Origin of the sequence: Micromonospora sp. NPDC023966 (genome assembly GCF_040639095.1) — a bacterium.
In the GTDB taxonomy this organism is placed as follows: Bacteria; Actinomycetota; Actinomycetes; order Mycobacteriales; family Micromonosporaceae; genus Micromonospora.
Genome location: NZ_JBEZZJ010000006.1, coordinates 102486 through 123249, shown reverse-complemented (window position 1 = coordinate 123249; position 20764 = coordinate 102486). Strand labels below are relative to the sequence as shown.

Here is a 20764-nt window from a genome sequence, read left to right as displayed (position 1 = left end):
TCATGGCATCCGGCGGGTGGCCGGCGGTGGGTGACGCGGTGGACGGCCGGCCTCAGCCGGCGGCGACGACCTCGTCGCGGGCGGCGAGCGCCTGCTGGTAGAGCCGCCCGGCCCGGTACGACGAGCGGACCAGCGGGCCGCTCATGACGCCGGCGAAGCCGATCTCCTCGGCCTCCTCGCGCAGCTCGACGAACTCCTCCGGCTTGACCCAGCGGGTGACCGGGTGGTGCCGGGGGGAGGGGCGCAGGTACTGGGTGATGGTGATCAGTTCGCAGCCGGCGTCGTGCAGGTCGCGCAGCGCCTGGGACACCTCGGCCCGCTCCTCGCCCATGCCGAGGATCAGGTTGCTCTTGGTGACCAGCCCGGCGGCGCGCGCCTGGCGGATCACGTCGAGGGAGCGCTCGTAGCGGAACGCCGGCCGGATCCGCTTGAAGATGCGCGGCACGGTCTCCACGTTGTGCGCCAGCACCTCGGGCCGGGCGCCGAAGACCTCGGCGAGCTGCTCGGGCACCGCGTTGAAGTCGGGGATCAGCAGCTCGACGCCGCAGCCGGACTGCAGGGCGTGGATCTGCCGGACCGTCTCGGCGTAGAGCCAGGCGCCGCCGTCGGGCAGGTCGTCGCGGGCCACGCCGGTGATGGTGGCGTAGCGCAGGCCCATCGCGGCGACGGACTCGGCGACCCGGCGGGGCTCGTCGGCGTCGAACTCGGCGGGCTTGCCGGTGTCGATCTGGCAGAAGTCGCAGCGCCGGGTGCACTGGTCGCCACCGATGAGGAAGGTGGCCTCCCGGTCCTCCCAGCACTCGTAGATGTTGGGGCAGCCGGCCTCCTGGCAGACGGTGTGCAGCCCCTCGCGCGAGACGAGCCCGCGCAGCTGGGTGTACTCCGGCCCCATCTTGGCCTTGACCTTGATCCACGGCGGCTTGCGCTCGATCGGCGTCTCGGCGTTGCGCGCCTCGATCCGCAGCATGCGCCGCCCCTCGGGGGCGACCGTCGCGGTGCGCGCTGCCGGCTCGGTCCTCGGCGCGGAGTGCTCGATCGTCACAAAACCGAGCCTACGCCGGTCGGCCGCCGTCGATGAACGTCGGGCGACGGCCGTCACGCCTCAATCGTTGTGACACCGGACACCAACGGCGAAAAAACGCCGTCACACGGCCCGGCGCGGGGTGCTAGCCTCTCCGCCAAAGCTGCGACGGAGCCGAGTAGCGGGCCGATCCGCCAGCCCAGAGAGCCGCCATTTGCTGCAAGGCGGTCTGGCGCCGGCCCCGCGAAGACCCTCCCGAGCTGCGGGAAGAACGGCGCCCACGCCTAGTAGAACCCGCCCGGCTGGCCCCGGTGAAAAGGCGACGAACGAGGCCCTCCGCCGAGGCGGAGGGCGAAGGTGTGGTGGCACCGCGAGGCTCCCGCTCGCCCACACCTCCCGGGGATCGCGTTGCGATTGATCGAGGAGGTAACCGCCGTGCAACGCATCCTGTCCTCCCAGCTCAGCCACCATGTCGGCGCGACCGTGCGGGTCGCCGGCTGGGTGCACCGCCGCCGGCTGCTCAAGTCGGTGGCCTTCCTGATCGTGCGGGACGCCGCCGGCCTGACCCAGGTGGTGGTCACCGACCCCGCCGTGCGCGCGGCCGTCGAGTCGCTCCCCGAGGAGACGGTCGTCGAGGTCACCGGCACGGTGGTCGCGAACGCCACGGCGCCCGCCGGGGTCGAGCTGGCCGAGCCGACGGTACGCCCGCTCGGCCCGCCCGCCGTCCCGCCGCCGTTCGACCTGTACCGGCCGGCGCTCGCCGCCACCCTGCCCACCCAGCTCGACCACGCGCCGACCGCGCTGCGCCATCCGACCCGCGCCGCCGCGCTGCGGATCTCGGCGGCGGCGGTGGCCGGCTTCCGGGCGGCCCTGGACGCCCGCGGGTTCGTGGAGATCCACACCCCGAAGGTGGTGGCCTCGTCCACCGAGAGCGGGGCGAACGTCTTCGCGCTGGACTGGTTCGGCCGGCCCGCGTACCTGGCCCAGTCGCCGCAGTTCTACAAGCAGCTCATGGTCGGCGTCTTCGAGCGGGTCTACGAGGTCGGGCCGGTGTTCCGCGCCGAGCCGCACGACACCGTCCGGCACCTGGCCCAGTACACCTCGCTCGACGTCGAGCTGGGTTTCGTGGCCGACCACCGGGACGTGATGGCGGTGCTGCGGGAGACCCTGGCCGGGATGCTGGCCGAGGTCGCGGCGCGGGCCGGCGGGTCGCTCGCCACCCTCGGCCTGACCCTGCCCACGGTGCCCGCCGAGATCCCGGCCGTGCACTTCACCGAGGCGCTGAAGATCGCCGGGGCGCCGGCCGACGAGCCGGACCTCGCCCCGGCGCACGAGCGCGCGCTGGGGGAGTGGGCGAGCCGCGAGCACGGCTCGGACTTCCTCTTCGTCACCGGGTACCCGATGGCGAAGCGGCCGTTCTACACCCACCCGGACCCGGCCCGGCCGGCCCACTCCAACGGCTTCGACCTGCTGTTCCGCGGGGTGGAGCTGGTCACCGGCGGCCAGCGGCTGCACCGGTACGAGGACTACGTCGCCGCCCTAGCGGCCCGCGGTGAGCCGGTCGAGCCGTACGCCGGGTACGTGGACGCGTTCCGGCACGGCATGCCGCCGCACGGGGGCTTCGCCATCGGGCTGGAACGCTTCGTCGCCCGGCTCACCGGGGCGGCCAACGTCCGGGAGGTGACCGCCTTCCCCCGGGACCTGCACCGGCTCACGCCCTGAGGAGGGAGGGGCCCCGGCCGACCGGGGCCCCTTCCCACCGGGCGTCGCGTCAGGGTGCGATCGGGAGCTGGCGCTTGTGGTCGGTGACCCGGTAACGGGCCACCAGCGCCGCCTCCACCTCCGCCGGCACCGGCCGCCCCTCCAGGTAGTCGTCGATGTGCTCGTAGGCCAGGCCGAGCGCGTCCTCGTCGAGCTTGCCCGGGGCCAGGCTCTCCAGGTCGGCGGTGGGCGCCTTGCCGACCAGCTCGGCGGGGGCGCCGAGCGCCTCGGCCAGCGCCCGCACCCGCCGCTTGGTCAGCCCGGTCAGCGGCACCAGGTCCGCGGCCCCGTCGCCGTGCTTGGTGAAGAAGCCGGTGACCGCCTCGGCGGCGTGGTCGGTGCCGACCACCAGCCCGTCCGTCGCGCCGGCCACCGCGTACTGGGCGATCATCCGCTGCCGGGCCTTGACGTTGCCGAGCACGAAGTCCTGCTGGGCCGCGTCGCGGAACGTCAGCCCGGCGGCGACCAGCGCGTCCAGGGCGGCGTCGGCGGCCGGCTTGACGTCGACCGTGAGCACCCGGTCCGGCCGGATGAACTCCAGCGCCGCCTGGGCGTGGTGCTCGTCGGCCTGCACCCCGTACGGCAGGCGCATGGCGACGAAGGCGGCCGGGTGGCCGGCGGCGCGGGCCCGTTCCACGGCGAGCTGGCAGAGCCGGCCGGCGGTGGTCGAGTCGACCCCGCCGCTGATGCCCAGGATCAGCGTGGTCAGGCCGGTGTCGACCAGGCGGTCGGCGAGGAAGACGACCCGGCGCTCGATCTCCTCAGCGGCGTCGAAGGTCGCCGACACCTGGAGCTCCTCGGCGATCCGCTGCTGGGTCGACATCACGTCGGTCATCGGGGGTTTTCTCCTCGTCAGGCGGGACCGAGCAGGTCCCAGGGGTTGCCGGCGAGGTCGCGGAAGACGGCGACCCGGCCGTACGGCTCGGTGCGCGGGGGATTCACGAACTCGACCTTCGCCTCGACCATCCGCCGGTAGGTGGCGTCGAAGTCGTCGACCTGGAGGAAGAAGCCGACCCGGCCGTGGGTCTGGTCGCCCACCGCCGCCGCCTGCCGCTCCCCGTCGGCGCGGGCCAGCAGCAGCCCGGTCCCGCCGCCCGGCGGGCGGACCACCACCCAGCGCTTGGGTCGCCCGTCGTTGGTGAGCGACGGCTTGTCCTCCACCAGTTCGAAGCCGAGCACCTCGGTGAAGAAGGCGATCGCCGGGTCGTAGTCGGCGACGACGAGGGTGACGAGATCGATCCGCACCCGCTCAGCCCTGGACCGTGACCAGGGTGGGCAGGTGTCGCTCGACCACCGGCAGCACGTCGGCGATGGTGATCGGGCGGCCCAGCTCGGCGGTGAGCGAGGTGACGCCGGCGTCGCGGATGCCGCACGGCACGATCCGGTCGTAGTGGCCGAGGTCGCAGTCGCAGTTGATCGCGAAGCCGTGCAGGGTCACGCCCCGGGCCACCCGGATGCCGATGGCGGCCACCTTGCGGGCCGGCCCCCGGTCGTCCTCCGGCACCCAGACCCCGCTGCGCCCCTCGACGCGGCCCGCGGCCAGCCCGAACTCGGCGCAAACGTCGATCAGCAGCTGCTCGGTGCGCCGGACGTACGCCACCACGTCGACCGGGTCGGGCAGCCTGACGATCGGGTAGCCGACCAGCTGCCCCGGCCCGTGCCAGGTGATCTTGCCGCCGCGGTCCACGTCGATCACCGGGGTGCCGTCCATCGGCCGGTCCCACGGCTCGGTCCGCTTGCCGGCGGTGTAGACGCTGGGGTGCTCCAGCAGCAGCACGGTGTCGCCCTGCTCGCCCGCCACCACGGCCTCGTGCAGCCGGCGCTGCTCGTCCCAGGCGGCCTGGTAGTCGAGCAGGCCGGCACGGACGGCGGTCAGCCCGGAAGTCGTCACGCTCACCCGTCCACCCTAATCCCGCCGCCCCCGCCCGGCCCGCGTGAGCCTCGTCGCCATTCCCCGCCGATCTTGCACTCTCGGCCGCCGGTTCGCGGCATTCGCACCCGATGCCGGGGCGGCACGTGCAAGATCGCGCGTCAGGACGGCGGGACCCGCCAGAGCCAGACGTCCTCGACGCGCTCGGGGGGGCCGAGCAGGGCGGTGGCGGTGCGGCGCACCGCCTCCTCGTCGACGTCGAACTTCGCGCCGTGCACCCGGTCGGGCAGCACCACCGTCTCCACCCCCCAGTAGCGCAGGTCGGCCCGGCACTCCCGGATGCTGCCCTCGGTGACGATCGGCGCCAGCCCGGTCCGCCCGGCCTGGTCCATCAGCGCGCTGAAGCTGCGCGGGACCGGCCCGATCCGGCCCCGGCCGTCCGGCCCGCCCGGGCCGAGGAAGAAGCCGGCCGGGATGCGGAACTCGCCCTGCCGGTGCGCCAGGGCGTACGCCTGCCAGCGCTGGCCGTCCGGGTAGAGGTCCACGGTCAGCGGCAGCGGGGTGAGCACCCCGCCGGGGGTGACGTAGCGCTGCCAGGCGCCGCTGGTGATGAACGCCGGGACCGGCTCGCGGACGCTGGTCAGCAGTGGGGTGGGCAGCAGCGGCAGCAGCGCCGCGACGAAGCCGAGCGCCCAGACCAGTTCGGTGGAGCGGTGCCGGGGTGGCCGGGCGCGCAGCGCGTCGAGCGCGTACGCCAGCAGCAGCCCGATCACCGGTGCCACCACCAGGGCGAGCCGGGCGGGCAGCGCCGCGTTGATCACCGGCAGGTTGTCCAGTACCCCGAACGGCAGCAGCTGGTCGGTGAGCCGACCGTTCCACTTGGCCGTGGGGCCCCAGGAGAGCACCGCGAAGACGATGGCGGTCACGGCGAGCGCGGTGAGCGTGGCCCGGAACGCCCGGTCGGCGCGCCGCCATAGCAGGACGAAGCAGGCGACGGCGAGCAGCAGCAGTGGGATGCCGAAGAAGGAGTTCTCCTCGGTGGGGTTGGGCGCCAGCGAGGTGCCCAGCCCGGCCCACCCGGCCAGGGACCGGCGCGGGTACGACCCGTACGCGGCGATGTCCTCGGAGTGGATGAGCGGGTCGAAGCCGGTGCCGTGGTACCGCTGCGGCCCGGCGAAGTGCAGCCACAGCGGGTACGCCAGCAGCACCCCGGCCACCAGCGCGGTCACCCCGAGCCCGCGCAGGAAGTTCGGCAGGGCGGCCCGCGCCTCGGCCCGGCGGGCCGGGTGCAGCGCCCACAGCAGCAGGAACAGGGCGAGCGCCAGGGCGGTGAAGAAGAGCCCCTCGGCGGCGATCGAGAAGGCGACCGCCACCAGCACGCCGAGCACGACCCCGCCGACGAGCGCGCGCCCGGGGCGGCGCAGCCGCAGCACGCCCCAGATGAGCAGCGGCACCAGCCAGCCCGCGGTCCAGTTCAGGTGGGCGTTGGCGTGCGACACCATGGCCGGGCAGTAGGCGATGAAGAGCGCGCCCACCCCGGCGGCCAGCCGGCTGGTGACCAGGTGGCGGCTCAGCAGCCAGTACCAGGCGACCGCGGTGGCGGCGAGGTTGAGGGTGAGGATCACCAGGAACGTCGCCGGCGGCCCGATCAGGTAGGTCAGCGGCGCGAAGACCACCGCGTACGCGGTGATCGAGGTGTTGACCGCGAGGTTCACCCCGTCCGGGACGTTGATCAGGTGGGTGAAGAGCGGATTCTCCCCGTGGGTCACCGCGTGCCCGCCGAAGGCCAGCAGCCACTCGAAGAGGGCCTGGTCGCTGGAGTTGACGGTGATCGTGCGGGTGTTCGGGTCCCGCCACATCCCGCTGGTCACCCAGAAGGCCAGGGCCACCGCGGCCAGTACGAGCAGCAGGTCGGCGCGCCGGTTCCGGGTGGCGGGCGCGGTCGAGGGGCCGGTGGCCACGGACGGGGAGGACGGCACGCAGCGGACGTTACCAACCGGACCTGGACACGCCGGTCAGACACGGACCTTGACCCAGAACCGCCACCCGCACACTTCGGCGTTCGTGAATGTGTGAGCGGGGACCATTCCCGGGGCGTGAAACACGGACGTAACGTCGCGGCAACTCGGGGTGACCCAGTTCACAATTCGCCGTCAGGAGGCCGCCGTGCGCCGCTCCTCATCCCTTCTCACCCGCCTCGCCGGGGCGGCGGCCGGGGTCGTCCTGGCCGCCGCCGCCGTCCTCGCCGCCGCCCTGCCCGCCCAGGCCGCCACGCTCACCCAGGTCACCGGCTTCGGCTCGAACCCCGGCAACCTGGCCATGTACGCCTACCGCCCGGACGGCCTGCCGGCCAACGCCCCGGCGGTGGTGCTGCTGCACGGCTGCACCCAGAACGCCTCGACCTACTTCACCAACTCGGGCTGGCAGAAGTACGCCGACCAGTGGAAGTTCGCGCTGATCGTGCCGCAGCAGCCGTCGGCCAACAACGCCAACTCCTGCTTCAACTGGTTCGAGACCGGGGACACCGCCCGCGGCCAGGGCGAGGCGCTGTCGGTGAAGCAGATGGTGGACTACGCCAGGACCAACTACTCCGTCGACGGCAGCCGCGTCTACGTCAGCGGCCTGTCCGGCGGCGGGGCGATGAGCGCCGTCATGCTCGCCACCTACCCGGACGTGTTCGCCGCCGGGTCGGTGATCGCCGGCCTTCCCTACCGCTGCGCCACCAGCATGACCAACGCCTTCACCTGCATGAACCCCGGAGTGGACAAGACCCCGGCGCAGTGGGGCGACCTGGTCCGCAACGCCTACGCCGGCTACACCGGCAAGCGTCCCCGGGTGGCCATCTGGCACGGCACCTCGGACACCACCGTCGCGCCCATGAACGCGGTCGAGTCGCGGGACCAGTGGACCAACGTGCTGGGCGTGTCGCAGACCCCGACCAGCACCGCCGCGCTGCCGGCCGGCACCAGCCTGGAGGTCTACGGCAGCGACCAGGTGCGGCTCTACCGCGTCTCCGGCATGGGCCACGGCACCCCGGTCGACCCGGGCTCGGCCACCGACCAGTGCGGCACCGCCGGGGCGTACTTCCTGGACACCATCTGCTCGACCTACCGCGACGCGCTCTTCTTCGGGCTCGACGGGGGCGGCACGCCGAACCCGACCCCGACGGCGACCGCGTCGCCCACGCCCTCGCCGACCCCGACGACCGCGCCGGTCTGCGTCACCGCCAGCAACTACGCGCACGTCACGGCCGGCCGGGCCTACCAGTCCGGCGGCTACGCCTACGCGCTGGGCAGCAACCAGCGGATGGGCCTCTACAACACCTTCTACACGAGCACCCTCAAGCAGACCGGCCCCGCCTACTGGGTCATCGGCTGCTGACCGCACTGCACGTCGCCCTCGCCGGCTCAGTCGGTGAGGGCGGCGTGCAGGGCGCCCGGCAGCTCCGGGTGGGTCCAGGTGAAGCCGGCCTTGCCGAGCACGCCGGGGAGGACCCGGGTGCTGGTGAGCGCCTCGTGGGCGAAGCCGCCGAGGGCAACCTTCAGGGCAAGCGTCGGGATCGGCATGATCGCCGGCCGGTGCAGTTGGCGGGCGAGCTCCCGGGTGAACTCGGCGTTGGTGGCCGGGGCCGGACCCACCACGTTGACCGGACCGGCGAGGTCGTCGCGGGCCAGCAGGAAGGTCATCGCGTCCAGCCAGTCCCGCATCGAGATCCACGGCAGCCACTGCCGGCCGTTGCCCAGCTTGCCGCCGACGCCCACCCGGAACGGCAGCAGCTGCGGCTTGAGCATGCCGCCGTCGCGGTGCAGCGGCAGCCCGGTGCGCAGCCGTACCACCCGGGCGCCGGCGTCCTCGGCCGGGCGGGTGGCGGCCTCCCAGACCCGGCAGACGTCGGCCAGGAAGCCCTCGCCGGCCGGCGAGTCCTCCTCGACCGTCCGGTCACCGGTGTTGCCGTACCAGCCGACGGCGGAGGCGTTGAGCAGCGCCGCGGGCCGGTCGGCGGCGGGCAGGCCGGCGATGGTGATGGCCAGGGTGGTGGTGCTGTCAACCCGGCTGGACCGGATCAGGCCCTTGTAGGCGTCGTTCCAGCGCTTGTCGCCCACCCCGGCGCCGGCCAGGTTGACCACCGCGTCGGCGTCGGCGACGACCTGCGGGTCGAGCTGCGCGGCCGACGGGTTCCACTGCCGCTCGTCGGGGGTGCGTGGCGCGCGGCGGACCAGGCGGGTGACCTGGTGCCCGTCCGCGGTGAGCCGGTCGACCAGTCGGGTGCCGAGGAAGCCGGACACACCGGCCATGAGGATCCGCATGCCCATATCTTCGGGTACGGACGCGGGGCCGGCTGCGTTGAGCGAAATCACTCACTCGTCGTTCGCGGCTCCTGCCCGTCGACCTTCCCGGCGCTACGCGCCGGGTGGTGGCGTGAGGAGGGGTTCACTCCCCGGTCCGGCCGTCGATCGCCTCCCGCAGGATGTCGGCGTGCCCGAGGTGGCGGGCGTATTCGTCGACCATGTGCGCGAGGATCCAGCGCAGCGAGTGCGAGGACCCGGTTCCGGGGTGGCGGCCGACCGCGTCCAGCGGGCGCTCGGCGGCGATCCGCCGTGAGGCGGTCACCTCGGCCCGCCAGAGCGCGAAGGTCTCCGCGCCGGTGGCCTCGGCGACGTCGGTGAACGGGGCGTCCGGGTCGTCGGTGAGGTCGAAGAGGTCGCCGGGGAAGGCGTCGGCGAGCACCGCCTGGAAGTACCACCGCTCCACCGTGGCCAGGTGCCGGACCAGGCCGACCAGGGACAGGCCGGACGACGGCACCGGCCGCAGGCGAAGCTGGGCGTCGGTGAGCTCCGCGCACTTGCGGACCAGGGCGTCCCGCTGGAAGTCCAGGAAGGTCTCGAGCAGCGTCCGCTCGTCCACGGTGGCCGGCAACGCGAACCGTTCATCGATCACCGCCCGGATCGTACGCGCGTTCGATGCTCCGCGGTGCCCCGCCGTCAGGCGCTTAGGCGGGGGAGGAGCGGGGCCAGCTGGTCGACGGCGTCGGTGCGTACCACGAAGCGGGTAACCCCCCAGCGGCGCCGGTGCTCCGCGACCGCCGCGACGATCTCGTCGGCCGTGCCGATCAGCACGAACGGAGTGGCGAGCAGTTCGGCGACGGTCAGCCCGGTGTCGGCGGCGATCTCAGCGGCGGCCGCCTCCGCGTTGTCGGTCACGGTCACCTGCTGGACCAGGGCCTCCAGCGCGGGCGGCTCGTCCCGCCCGGCTGCCCCGGCCGCCACGTGCGCGAGCTGCGCCTCGATCTGGTCGGCCCGCCAGCGCACGTCGTGGGCGTGGCCGTCGGCGAGGGTACGCCCGAAGCCGGTCAGCCCGACCACGTCGGCGTGCGCGCCGGCCCAGCGCAGCAGCGTCGAGTTGGCCGTGCCCATGGTGAGCGGAACCCGGTCCCGCACGGGTCGCAGCTCGGTCAGCCGGGCGGCGTACGCCGCCAGCTCCGGGGTGTCAACGGTGACCTCGTTGCCGGCCAGCAGGTCGCGTACGGCCTCGGCGACCGCGACGCAGCGGCGGACCCGGGCGGCGACGTCGGGGCGTTCGCGGCCGACGGCCCGCCACTCGGCCGGGGTGTGCCCGGCGCCGAGGCCGAGCCGCGCCCGGCCGCCGGAGACCACGTCCAGGGTGGCCACATCGGTGGCGAGCAGGATCGGCTCCCGCACCCCGGCGTTCGAGACGTACGAGCCGAGGCCCAGCGTCGAGGTCACCGCCGCCGCGGCGGCGAGGGCCACGAACGGAGCGGCGCCGTGACCGGGGTGGTCGGCGGCGAGCAGGGCGTCGAAGCCGGCCGCCTCGACCCGGCGGGCCAGGTCGGTCCAGCTCGTCGCGTCGGTCGGCCGGGCCTGCACGGAGAAGATCGCCATCGGCCCAGCATTCCGGGGCACGCACCCCTCCGGCCAGCCCGGACCCGCCGATTCTGCTGACCGGCGAATCCGGGGCCGGCCCCCGCCTCAGCCGGCGGACTCGTGGAGGGCGTCGAGGCGGGCCAGGTCGTCGTCGGTGAGCCGCAGCGCCCCGGCCGCGACGTTCTCCGCCAGGTGCGCCGGGTTGCCCGTGCCCGGGATGGCGAGCACGTTCGGCCCCTGCCGCAGCGTCCAGGCCAGCCGGACCTGCGCCGGGGTCACGCCGTGCGCCCGGGCCACCGCGCGCACCTCGTCGTGCTCCGCGCCGCTCGCCCCGGCCTCCCGACCGCTGGTCGCGAGCGAGAAGAACGGCACGAACGCGGTCCCGTGCGCGGCGCAGTCCCGGATCAGCGCGTCGTTGCTCCGGTGGTAGCCGAGGCCCCACGAGTTCTGCACGCAGACCACCGGGGCGATGGCGCGTGCCTCGACGACCTGGTGCGGCTTCACGGCCGAGACGCCGAGGTGCCGGATCAGCCCGGCGTCGCGCAGTTCGGCGAGCGCGCCGAAGTGCTCGGCCAGCGGCTCCGGGCCGTACACCCGGAGGTTGACCACGTCGAGGTGGTCCCGGCCGAGCTGGCGCAGGTTCTCCTCGACCTGGCCGCGGAGTTGGTCCGGCCGGGCCATCGGCAGCCACTGGCCGGACGGGTCCTTGCTCGGCCCGACCTTGGTGACGATGACCAGCTCGTCCGGGTACGGCGACAGCGCCCGGTTGATCAGCTCGTTGGCCGAGCGCAGCGGCGAGAAGTAGAACGCCGCGGTGTCGATGTGGTTGACCCCGAGCTCGACCGCGCGGCGCAGCACCGCGACGGCCTGGTCCCGGTCGCTGGGGCTGCCGTCCGCGTTCGCGGTCAGCCGCATCGCGCCGAAGCCGATCCGGTTGACCGTGCGGTCGCCCAGCTGCCAGGTGCCGGCCGCGGCGGCGTCGACGGTGTCGATGGTCATGCGGTCTCCGTCCGTTCGAAGGTGTCCCCGTTCTCGGGTGGCGTGAGGCCGAGCAGTTCCACGGGCTCGCCCGCCAGCCGGTTCAGCGCGGCGACCAGTTTGCGCTCCTCGTAGCTGAAGTGCGACTCCAGCAGCGCGGCGAGCCCGTCCAGCTCGGCGCGGACGGACCGGCCGTCGGGCGCCTCGGCGAGCAGGGCGTCGATCCGGCGCAGCAGGTCGGCGACGACCCGGTGGTCGGCGGTCAGCTCGGCCAGCACGGGGCGCAGCTCGGGCGCCTGCTCGGCCAGGACGTGGAACGCGCCGCCGTCCTCGCCGGTGTGGTGCCGGTCCAGCGCCGCGCAGAACCCGACGCAGTGCGCGCGCAGCTCCCGGGTCAGGCCGACGGTGCCGCCGTCGGCGGAGTCGAGGCTCGCGCGGAGCCGGGCCAGCTCCTCGCGGAGCCAGTGGTGGATCTCGATCAACTGGGTGCCGAGGGCGGTCAGCCGGCCGCTCGGCGGGTGGGATGGGTGCACATGGTCCCCTGCTGTCCCGCGCCTCCATGCCCACGGCGGCCTTCGTGCCGGGTGCACCGCGACGCTGCGCGGCAGTCTAGGCGTTCCGCCGATCGCACCGCGAGCCGCCGACGGCGCCGCGTCGCCGTCCGGCTCACTCGCCCTCGTCGCGCTCGTGCGGCTCGTGCCAGCGGGCCCGATAGGCGGCCTCGTGCGCCTCGTGGCTGGTCCGCTCCTCGAAGACGAGCCTCCGCAGCGCCCGCCGGCCGTCGTCGAAGACCACCACCTCGGCCGCCACCATGCCGACGGTGAGGGCGGTCAGCAGCGCCAGGGCCGCCAGCGCGGGCAGGTGTTCGGCCACCGGGATGCTCACGGCGAGCAGCAGGACCGTCGCGACCCGGGTCCAGCTCAGGGTGTGCAGGGTGCGGAGCTGGAAGAGCATGTTGCCGCAGATGTAGCAGATCACGCCGCCGAAGAGCAGCGGTACGCCGGGGCCGTGCGCGGCCAGATGCACCGGTACGTGCGGGTCGGCGACCTGGTGCACGATCATCTCGGCGCCGAGCGCGAAGAGGATGATGCCCGCGATCATCGGCAGGAACAGGTACCCGTAGGCGTCCCGGGCCATGGCGACGCGGGGGCCGTCCTCGGCGGCGTGCAGGGCGATCCGGGCGGCCGGCCCGATCATGTCGTAGTGCGCCCACCAGAGCGCGGCGGTGAAGAAGATGCCGAGCACCGCCGCCGCCACGGCCGGCCAGGTGGGCGCCTGGCCGAGCAGGTTGCTGCCGACGCCGACCGAGATGACCGACTCGCCCAGCGCGATGATCAGGATGAGGTCGTAGCGCTCGGTCCAGTGCTCGGCGGAGGCGACGCCCCAGCCCCAGGTGCCCGCGATGAGACCGGTGGCGTACTGGAGCAGCACGACGGTCGCCCACAGCCCGTCCCGGACCGCCGCGGCCGAGAAGAGGTCGTCGATCTTCGGGGGGATCAGGGCGGCGACCCCCAGCAGCAGCGTGCTGCCCACCAGCTCGGGGGTGAACCGGAGGAGCTGCCGGCGCTCGTTCGGGCTGTCCCGCACGGCGTGCAGGTAGAGCAGCAGGTGCACCCCCCGGATGACGGTGTAGCTGACCGCCGCGACGATCGGCCCGGCCGCGTTGCCGCGCGGGTCCCGGAACGCGTTCGGCAGGGACAGGGCGAAGGTGAACAGGGCCGCCATGCCGACCGTCATGAGCACCGGGACGAAGCCCTCGCCGAGCCGGATCCGGGTGGCCACGATGCTGTGCACCACCCACGACCACCAGAGCACGGCGAGGACCAGCAGCGCGTGCAGCAGTGCGCTGCCGCTGACCTGGAGCGCGGTGGCCCGGGTGATGATGAAGAACGAGAAGACGAAGACGAGGTCGAAGAAGACCTCGAACCGGTCCACCCGGGCCCCGGGCGCCACCGGCACCGCCGGCCCGAGGCGTCCCCGCCTACCGAAGCCGCTCACCGACCGAGTCTGTCAGCGCCGGATCGGCGGCGGACCGGATTCTGCTCAGGCCGGCCGGCGGCGCAGCCCGTCCATCAGCAGGTCGAGCAGGCGGCCGGCCTGCGCGCGCTGGTCCGGCTCGCCGGCCACCAGGGAGACGCCGCTCAGCCCGGCGAGCACGTCGGCGGCGGCCACGTCGGCGCGTACGGTGCCCGCGGCGGCGCCGGCCGCGAGCAGGTCGCCCAGGGCGGCGAGCAGCCGGTCCCGGCTGTGGGCGTAAGGGTTGGCGCCGGAGGCGATGGCCAGCCGCAGCGCGTCGGCCATGCCCCGCTTGGTGGCGAGGTAGTCGACGAACCGGTCCATCCAGGCGCGGACCGCCGCCTCGGCGGGCAGGGCCGCGAGCAGCTCCGGCACGGCGTCGCAGAGCTTGGCCAGCTCGTTGCGGTAGGCCGCCTCGATCAACGCCTCCCGGGTGGGGAAGTGGCGGTAGAGGGTGCCGATGCCGACTCCGGCCTCCTTGGCGATCCGGTCCAGCGTTACCTCGGCGCCCGCCTGGGAAAACGCGTGTACCGCGGCGTCCAGCAGTCGTTGCCGGTTGCGCAGCGCATCGGCGCGCAGCGGTCGGTCGGGCACGTCTCCTCCTCGGCTCGACCGGGAGACAGGCCCGGCCGAAGTGGCAACCGGAGTCTCCTCCGGTTAGGCTCGGCCGTAACGGAGGATCCTCCGCTTCTCATCGTAGCGGGCGGACACCGGTCCGTGCCGTCGCCGACAAGGATGGATCATGACCACCAGTACACCCGTCAGCACCCCGTTCTCCCGCGAGACCACCGCCCTGGAGGTCGTGCGTGACCTCGACCTGACCGGTCGGCGGGCCGTCGTCACCGGCGGCGCCTCCGGGATCGGCGTGGAGACCGCCCGCGCGCTCGCGGCCGCCGGGGCCGACGTCACCCTCGCGGTCCGCAACACTGAGGCCGGACAGCGCGCCGCCACCGACATCACCGGCACCACCGGCAACGACCGGATCCTGGTGGCCCCGCTCGACCTGGCCGATCTCGGCTCGGTGGCCGCCTTCGTCCGCACCTGGGACGGGCCGCTGCACATGCTGGTCAACAACGCCGGCATCATGGCCTCCCCGGAGCTGCGCACCGAGCAGGGCTGGGAGATGCAGTTCGCGACCAACCACCTCGGGCACTTCGCGCTGGCCACCGGGCTGCGCCCGGCGCTCGCCGCGGCCGAGGGCGCGCAGATCGTCTCGGTCAGCTCGGCGGCCCACCTGCGCTCGCCCGTGGTCTTCGAGGACATCCACTTCCGGCAGCGGCCGTACGACCCGTGGCAGGCGTACGGGCAGTCCAAGACCGCGAACGTGCTCTTCGCGGTGGACGCCACCCGGCGCTGGGCCGACGACGGGATCTACACCAACGCGCTGATGCCGGGCGCGATCCGGACCAACCTCCAGCGCTACATCAGCGAGGAGGAGCTGGACCGCATGCGCACGCAGAGCGGCGGGGGAGCGGCGTACTGGAAGAGCCCCGAGCAGGGCGCGGCCACCTCGGTGCTGGTCGCCGCCTCGCCGCTGGTCGCCGGGGTCGGCGGCCGCTACTTCGAGGACTGCCAGGAGGCCGGGCCCAACCAGCCGGGCACCCGCACCGGCTACGCCCCCTACGCCCGTGACCCGGAGGCCGCCGAGCGGCTCTGGGAGGTCTCCGAGGAGCACCTGCGCGGCTGACCCGGAAACGACGAGAGGGGGCGCGCGGCATTCGCCGCGCGCCCCCTCTTCGGTCCGGGGGTCAGAGCCCCAGTTCGGCCTCGAAGTTGCCGGCCTCCAGCCGCTCCTTGACCGCGACGAGGAAGCGGGCCGCGTCCGCGCCGTCGATCAGCCGGTGGTCGTACGACATGGCCAGGTAGACCATCGAGCGGACCGCGACGACCTCGCCCAGCTCCGGGTCGTTGACCACGACCGGGCGCTTCACCACGGCACCCGTGCCGAGCATCGCCGACTGCGGCGACGGCACGATCGGGGTGTCGAAGAGCGCGCCCCGGCTGCCGGTGTTGGTCAGCGTGAAGGTCGCGCCGGCGAGCTCGTCCGGGCTGATCTTGTTGGTCCGGGTGCGCTCGGCCAGGTCGGCGACCCGCTTGGCGATGCCGCCCAGGTTGAGGTCACCGGCGTTGTGGATGACCGGCACCAGCAGGCCGCGCTCGGTGTCCACGGCGATGCCGAGGTGCTCCGCGTCCGGGTAGGTGATCGTCCCGCCCGCCAGGTCCAGCCGGGCGTTGACGATCGGGTAGGACTGGAGCGCCTCGACGGCGGCGAGGGCGAAGAACGGCAGGAAGGACAGCTTGACGCCGTGCCGCTGCTGGAAGGAGTCCTTGGCCTGGGCCCGCAGCTTGGCGATCCGGGTGACGTCCACCTCGATCACCGTGGTCAGCTGCGCCATCTCGTGCAGCGACTCGTGCATCCGGTTGGCGATGGCCTTGCGGATCCGGGGCAGCTTCTCGACGGTGCCCCGCTTGCTGCTCGGCTGCGGCTTCGCGGCCGGCTTGGCCGGGGCCGGGGCCGGAGCCGCGGCGGCCGGCTGCGCGGCGGGCGCGGCCTGGGCGGCCTTCGCCTTCTCGGCCGCCTCCAGCACGTCCTGCTTGCGAATCCGCCCGCCGACGCCGGTGCCGTTGACCGAGGACAGGTTGACGCCGTGCTCGGCGGCCAGCTTGCGAACCAGCGGGGTCACGTAGCCGGCGCCCTCCTCGCCACCGCCCTGGGCCGGAACGGTCGGCCGCTGCGGCGTGGGGGTCGGCGCGGCCGGCTGGGCGCCCTGCTCGACCTTGGCCGGCTGCGCGGCCTGCTCCGTCTCGGCGGCCGGCTCGTTGTAGGACAGGCCCGGGGTCGGCTCCTCGACCTTGGGCTCCGGCTGCGGCACGGGCTTCGGCTCCGGCTTGGGCTCGGGCTTCGCCTCGGCCTTGGGCTCGGGCTTCGGCTCCGGCTTCGCCGCGGCCGGCGCGGCGCCCGCGGCGCCCACGATCGCCAGGACGCCGCCGACCTCGGCGGTCTCGTCCTCGGGGACCTTGATCTCCAGCAGCGTGCCGGCGACCGGCGACGGGATCTCGGTGTCGACCTTGTCGGTGGAGACCTCGAGCAGCGGCTCGTCGACCTCGACGGTGTCGCCGACCTGCTTGAGCCAGCGGGTCACCGTGCCCTCGGTGACGCTCTCGCCCAGGGCCGGCATGGTGACCGGGGTGCCCTCGCCCGACGGCGCGGCGGCGGCCGGGGCCGGCTCCTCGACGGCCGGCTGCTCCGCCTCGGCCTGCGGCTGGGCGGCGGCCTGCTCGGCCTGCTCGGCCTGCTCCGCCGGGGCCTCCTGCTGCTGCGGGGCGGCCGCGCCGGCCTCCTCCCCCTCACCTGCGATGACCGCCAGCTCGCTGCCGACCTCGGCGGTCTCGTCCTCGCCGACCACGATCCGGCTCAGCACGCCCGCCGCGGGGGACGGGATCTCGGTGTCCACCTTGTCGGTGGAGACCTCGAGCAGCGGCTCGTCGACCTCGACGGTGTCGCCCTCCTGCTTGAGCCAGCGCGTGACGGTGCCCTCGGTGACGCTCTCGCCGAGCCGGGGCATGGTGACCGATACCGGCATGTTCTCCAGACTCCTTCATTCCCCTGGTGGGATCATCGCCCGTCGCCGGACGCCGCGGTTGTCGTGATCAGGCGTGCGAGTGCAGCGGCTTGCCGGCCAGGGCCATGTGCGCCTCGCCCAGGGCCTCGGTCTGCGTCGGGTGGGCGTGCACGAGCTGCGCCACCTCGGCCGGGTACGCCTCCCAGTTGTAGATGAGCTGCGCCTCGCCGATCAGCTCTCCGACCCGGGCGCCCACCATGTGCACGCCGACCACCGGGCCGTCCTCGACCCGGACCAGCTTCACGTGCCCGGCGGTCTTGAGGATCTGGCTCTTGCCGTTGCCGCCGAGGTTGTAGTTGTAAGTCTTGATCTTGTCAGCGCCGTACTGCTCCTTGGCCTTCGCCTCGGTCAGGCCGACCGACGCCAGCTCCGGGTCGCAGTAGGTCACCCGCGGGATGCCGGCCTCGTCGATCACGGCCGGGTTCTTGCCGGCGATCTCCTCGGCGACGAAGATGCCCTGCTGGAAGCCGCGGTGGGCGAGCTGAAGGCCGGGCACGATGTCGCCGACCGCGTAGACGTTCGGCACGCTGGTGCGCAGCCGCTCGTCGGTCAGCACGTAGCCGCGGTCCATCTTGACGCCCTGCTCCTCGTAGCCGAGGTTGGCGGTGGTCGGGCCGCGGCCGACGGCGACCAGCAGCAGCTCGGCCTCGACCGTGTCGCCGCCGGCGATGGTCAGCTTGACGCCGTTCTCGGTCTTCTCGACCTTCTCGAAGGGCTTGCCGACCTTGAAGTTGATCTTCCGCTTGCGGAACGCGCGCTCCAGCGCCTTCGAGGACTCCTCGTCCTCGGCCGCGACCAGGCGGGGCAGCGCCTCGACGATGGTCACGTCCACGCCGAAGGACTTCCAGACGCTCGCGAACTCGACGCCGATCACGCCGCCGCCCAGCACGATCGCCGAGGAGGGGACCCGGTCCAGGGTCAGCGCGTGGTCGCTGGTGATGATGCGCTCGCCGTCGACCTCCAGGCCGGGCAGGCTCTTCGCGTAGGAGCCGGAGGCCAGGATGATGTTGCGGCCGGTGTAGCGCTTGCCGTCGACCTCGACGACGTTCTTCCCGACCAGCTTGCCGGCGCCCGCCACGAAGGTGATCTTCTTGGAGCCGCCCACCAGGCCCTGGAGGCCCTTGTAGAGGCGGGAGATCACGCCGTCCTTGTACGAGTTGACGGCCGCCATGTCGATGCCGACCAGCTCGGCCTTGACGCCGAACTGCTCCGACTCGCGGGTCTGGTCGGCGATCTCGGCGGCGTGCAGCAGGGCCTTGGTCGGGATGCAGCCGTTGTGCAGGCAGGTTCCCCCGAGCTTGCCCTTCTCGATCAGGGCGACGGACAGGTCCAGCTGGGCGGCACGCAGCGCCGCCGCGTAGCCGCCGCTACCACCTCCGAGGATGACGATGTCGAAGGTTGCGTCGTTCGGCTCGCTCACGTCCAACTCCCAGGTCCCGTCGCTGCATCGGGGGTTACGGCGGAGTAACAGGCACACCCCACCTCGGTCATCTTGTCACCACCGGGGTCGGAGCGCGTACCGAGGTGCCCAACGACACGTCGGTGACACGTACGCTTGGCACCGTCTTCGATGACGGACGGGGAGGAGTGGGTCGGTGGCGCTGTTCCGACGACGCAAGCAGGCGGGTGCGGTGAGCCGCGACCGAACCGCGGAACGCGCCGATCTGGACCACCTTGAGAGTTTCATCCGCACCCGGCGGGGTGTCGAGGCGTACCTGGAACCCCGGACCACGGTCACCGAGACGACGATCATGCTGATCGCCGACGACGGCGAGTGGACCCGGCGGCGGGTCGGCGGGCCGGAGGAGGCCCGCCGGTTCGCGCACCGGCTCGCCGTCCCGATCTACGACGTCCGGCTGATGGGCTACCCGCAGCGGATGCGCGACTACAACGAGCGCCGCAAGCGCCGCCCCGAGCTGTTCTGACCCGGACACGCGGACGGGGCGCCCCCTGCGAGGGGAGCGCCCCGTTGCGGCGTGGTGGACGGGTCAGCCGTTGGCGGCGACGTCGTCGACCAGGTGCAGCAGCGTGCGCACCGGGACGCCGGTGCCGCCCTTGGTCCAGTAGCCGGTCGCCTCGCCCGAGTGGTAGCCGGGGCCGGCGATGTCGATGTGCGCCCAGGCCACGTCGTCGCTGACGAACTCGCGCAGGAAGACGCCGCCCTGGAGCATGTGGCCCGCCCGGTCCATGCCGGCGTTGACCTGCGAGATGTCGGCGACCTCGGAGTCCATGCCCTTGCGCACGTCGTCCGGCAGCGGCATCGGCCACGCCGGCTCGCCGGTCGCGTCACCCGCGGCCCGCACCCGCTCGCACAGCTCCGGGGTGCCCATCACGCCGGCGATCCGCTTGCCCAGCGCGATCACCTGGCCGCCGGTCAGCGTCGAGGTCTCGAAGAGGTAGTCGGCGCCGTCCTCGCAGGCCCGCGCGATGGCGTCGGCCAGGATCATCCGGCCCTCGGCGTCGGTGTTGAGCACCTCGACCCGCTTGCCGCTGTACATGGTGATCACGTCGCCCGGCCGGTAGCTGGTGCCCGACGGCATGTTCTCCGCCATCGGCAGGTAGCCGGTGACCGCGACGGACGGCTTGAGCGCCGCGACCGCCAGCATGGCCGCGCCGACCGCCGCCGCGCCCGCCATGTCGGACTTCATCTCCCACATGCCCTGGGCCGGCTTGATCGAGATGCCGCCGGTGTCGAAGGTGATGCCCTTGCCGACCAGCGCCACCCGCTTGCCGTTGCCGCCACCCTCCGGGGTGTAGGTCAGCTTGACCAGCCGCGGCGGGGCCTCCGAGCCCTGGCCCACGGCGAGGATGCCGCCGTAGCCACCGGCGGCCAGCGCCGCCTCGTCGAGCACCTCGACGCCGAGCCCGGCCTCCCGCGCGGCGGCGGCCACGGCCTCGGCGAACGACGGCGGGCGCAGCTCGTTCGGGGCGGTGTTGACCCAGTCCCGGCTGGTCCGCACCGCGCCGGCAACCGCCTGCGCGCGGGTGACCTCGGCCTGGGCGGTCGCGTCGGCCGCGTCCGGCACCGCGACCAGCACCTCGGCCACCGGCTCGCGCCGGGCCGGCTGGGGCTTGGTCTTGTAGCCGGCGAACCGGTAGCCGCCGAGCAGCGCGCCCTCGGTGACCGCGCGCAGCGCGGCCGGGGCGTCGGCGTCGTCGGGCAGCGGCAGGGCGAGCGCGACGCGGGACGCGCCGGCCAGGGCGCGGACCGCCGCGCCGGCGGCCCGGCGCAGGGTCTCCGGGGCCGGGGCGGCGCCGGAGGGCTCGGGGCCGAGCCCGACGGCGGCGACCACCGGGGCGGTGACCGTGCCGAGCGTGGCCAGCTTGATCACCTCGCCGGGGCCGCCGGTCGCGCCGAGCAGGGCCAGCGTCTCGGTCAGCTTGCCGTCGAACGCGGCGGCGATGCTCTCCGCGCCGCTGGCCAGCAGCAGGGCGCCGGCGGGTGAGCCGGCCTCCTGCTCGGTGGTCTGGCTGTGCACGCCGATCACGATCGCGTCGACGGCGAGTTCGGCGGGGTCGGTGTCGACCAGGCTGAGGGTGGTGCGGGGCGATGTCACGAAAGCTACTCCGGGCGGGCCGGGCCGGCCGCGGCGTCGCGTACCGGCGATGAAGG

At 73.7% G+C, this 20764-nt stretch carries 19 protein-coding genes; 4 read left to right on the top strand and 15 right to left on the bottom strand.

From position 1 onward, the window contains the following. Positions 1–52 precede the first annotated feature (52 nt). The gene (gene lipA, locus AB0F68_RS12110) at positions 53–1099 is read right to left on the bottom strand and encodes a lipoyl synthase (RefSeq protein WP_357335662.1); all 1047 of its coding nucleotides are present in this window, start codon (positions 1097–1099) and stop codon (positions 53–55) included. A 357-nt stretch (positions 1100–1456) separates the two neighbouring features. On the opposite strand from lipA, the gene aspS reads away from it, so the two are divergent. Then, the gene (aspS, locus tag AB0F68_RS12105) at positions 1457–2743 is read left to right on the top strand and encodes an aspartate--tRNA(Asn) ligase (RefSeq protein ID WP_357335660.1); all 1287 of its coding nucleotides are present in this window, start codon (positions 1457–1459) and stop codon (positions 2741–2743) included. A 49-nt stretch (positions 2744–2792) separates the two neighbouring features. Here aspS and nadE read toward each other — a convergent pair whose 3' ends face one another. From nadE to AB0F68_RS12085, 4 genes are all read right to left on the bottom strand, one after another. Beyond that, positions 2793–3617, bottom strand: coding sequence for an ammonia-dependent NAD(+) synthetase (nadE, locus tag AB0F68_RS12100; RefSeq protein ID WP_357335657.1), 825 nt, complete (start codon positions 3615–3617; stop codon positions 2793–2795). A 17-nt stretch (positions 3618–3634) separates the two neighbouring features. After that, the gene (locus tag AB0F68_RS12095) at positions 3635–4027 is read right to left on the bottom strand and encodes a VOC family protein (RefSeq protein WP_357335655.1); all 393 of its coding nucleotides are present in this window, start codon (positions 4025–4027) and stop codon (positions 3635–3637) included. A gap of 4 nt (positions 4028–4031) precedes the next feature. Next, entirely contained in the window at positions 4032–4679 is a 648-nt protein-coding gene (lipB, locus tag AB0F68_RS12090) for a lipoyl(octanoyl) transferase LipB (RefSeq protein WP_357335652.1), read from the bottom strand. A 134-nt stretch (positions 4680–4813) separates the two neighbouring features. Beyond that, positions 4814–6631 carry a DUF2079 domain-containing protein gene (locus AB0F68_RS12085; RefSeq protein WP_357335650.1) on the bottom strand — a complete coding sequence of 606 codons (1818 nt, stop codon included), beginning with the start codon at positions 6629–6631 and terminating at the stop codon, positions 4814–4816. A gap of 187 nt (positions 6632–6818) precedes the next feature. Between AB0F68_RS12085 and AB0F68_RS12080 the strand changes: the two genes are divergently transcribed. Next, positions 6819–8033, top strand: a complete 1215-nt coding sequence (locus AB0F68_RS12080) for a PHB depolymerase family esterase (RefSeq protein WP_357335647.1) — start codon at positions 6819–6821, stop codon at positions 8031–8033. Between the two features lie 26 nt (positions 8034–8059). Here AB0F68_RS12080 and AB0F68_RS12075 read toward each other — a convergent pair whose 3' ends face one another. The 7 genes from AB0F68_RS12075 to AB0F68_RS12045 all read right to left on the bottom strand — a co-directional run bounded on the left by AB0F68_RS12075 (position 8060) and on the right by AB0F68_RS12045 (position 14122). After that, positions 8060–8959, bottom strand: coding sequence for a TIGR01777 family oxidoreductase (locus AB0F68_RS12075; protein WP_357335645.1), 900 nt, complete (start codon positions 8957–8959; stop codon positions 8060–8062). 124 nt (positions 8960–9083) lie between these two features. Then, positions 9084–9590 (bottom strand): DinB family protein, encoded by a 507-nt coding sequence (locus AB0F68_RS12070; protein ID WP_357335642.1) that lies wholly within the window; start codon positions 9588–9590, stop codon positions 9084–9086. Between the two features lie 44 nt (positions 9591–9634). Beyond that, positions 9635–10552, bottom strand: a complete 918-nt coding sequence (locus tag AB0F68_RS12065) for an LLM class flavin-dependent oxidoreductase (protein ID WP_357335639.1) — start codon at positions 10550–10552, stop codon at positions 9635–9637. Positions 10553–10639: 87 nt separating this feature from the next. Further along, on the bottom strand, positions 10640–11533 hold the full coding sequence (locus tag AB0F68_RS12060) for an oxidoreductase (RefSeq protein WP_357335637.1): 894 nt from the start codon (positions 11531–11533) through the stop codon (positions 10640–10642). Next, positions 11530–12045 carry a hemerythrin domain-containing protein gene (locus tag AB0F68_RS12055; protein WP_357335635.1) on the bottom strand — a complete coding sequence of 172 codons (516 nt, stop codon included), beginning with the start codon at positions 12043–12045 and terminating at the stop codon, positions 11530–11532. The genes AB0F68_RS12060 and AB0F68_RS12055 overlap by 4 nt, the downstream gene beginning before the upstream one ends. Before the next feature lie 133 nt (positions 12046–12178). Continuing rightward, positions 12179–13510, bottom strand: coding sequence for a low temperature requirement protein A (locus tag AB0F68_RS12050; RefSeq protein WP_357335633.1), 1332 nt, complete (start codon positions 13508–13510; stop codon positions 12179–12181). Positions 13511–13555: 45 nt separating this feature from the next. Continuing rightward, positions 13556–14122 (bottom strand): helix-turn-helix domain-containing protein, encoded by a 567-nt coding sequence (locus tag AB0F68_RS12045; protein ID WP_357335630.1) that lies wholly within the window; start codon positions 14120–14122, stop codon positions 13556–13558. 148 nt (positions 14123–14270) lie between these two features. Here AB0F68_RS12045 and AB0F68_RS12040 point away from each other — a divergent pair, with 148 nt between their 5' ends. Further along, positions 14271–15215, top strand: coding sequence for an SDR family NAD(P)-dependent oxidoreductase (locus tag AB0F68_RS12040; protein ID WP_357335627.1), 945 nt, complete (start codon positions 14271–14273; stop codon positions 15213–15215). Positions 15216–15276: 61 nt separating this feature from the next. Here the strand turns inward: AB0F68_RS12040 and sucB are convergent, their stop codons facing one another. Both sucB and lpdA read right to left on the bottom strand, forming a co-directional pair. After that, on the bottom strand, positions 15277–17112 hold the full coding sequence (gene sucB / locus AB0F68_RS12035) for a 2-oxoglutarate dehydrogenase, E2 component, dihydrolipoamide succinyltransferase (protein WP_357335625.1): 1836 nt from the start codon (positions 17110–17112) through the stop codon (positions 15277–15279). Between the two features lie 67 nt (positions 17113–17179). Further along, on the bottom strand, positions 17180–18571 hold the full coding sequence (gene lpdA / locus AB0F68_RS12030) for a dihydrolipoyl dehydrogenase (protein ID WP_357335622.1): 1392 nt from the start codon (positions 18569–18571) through the stop codon (positions 17180–17182). Positions 18572–18746: 175 nt separating this feature from the next. Here lpdA and AB0F68_RS12025 point away from each other — a divergent pair, with 175 nt between their 5' ends. Then, the gene (locus AB0F68_RS12025; protein ID WP_357335619.1) at positions 18747–19076 is read left to right on the top strand and encodes a hypothetical protein; all 330 of its coding nucleotides are present in this window, start codon (positions 18747–18749) and stop codon (positions 19074–19076) included. Between the two features lie 63 nt (positions 19077–19139). Here AB0F68_RS12025 and AB0F68_RS12020 read toward each other — a convergent pair whose 3' ends face one another. Next, on the bottom strand, positions 19140–20708 hold the full coding sequence (locus tag AB0F68_RS12020; RefSeq protein WP_357335617.1) for a leucyl aminopeptidase: 1569 nt from the start codon (positions 20706–20708) through the stop codon (positions 19140–19142). Positions 20709–20764: the final 56 nt, after the last annotated feature.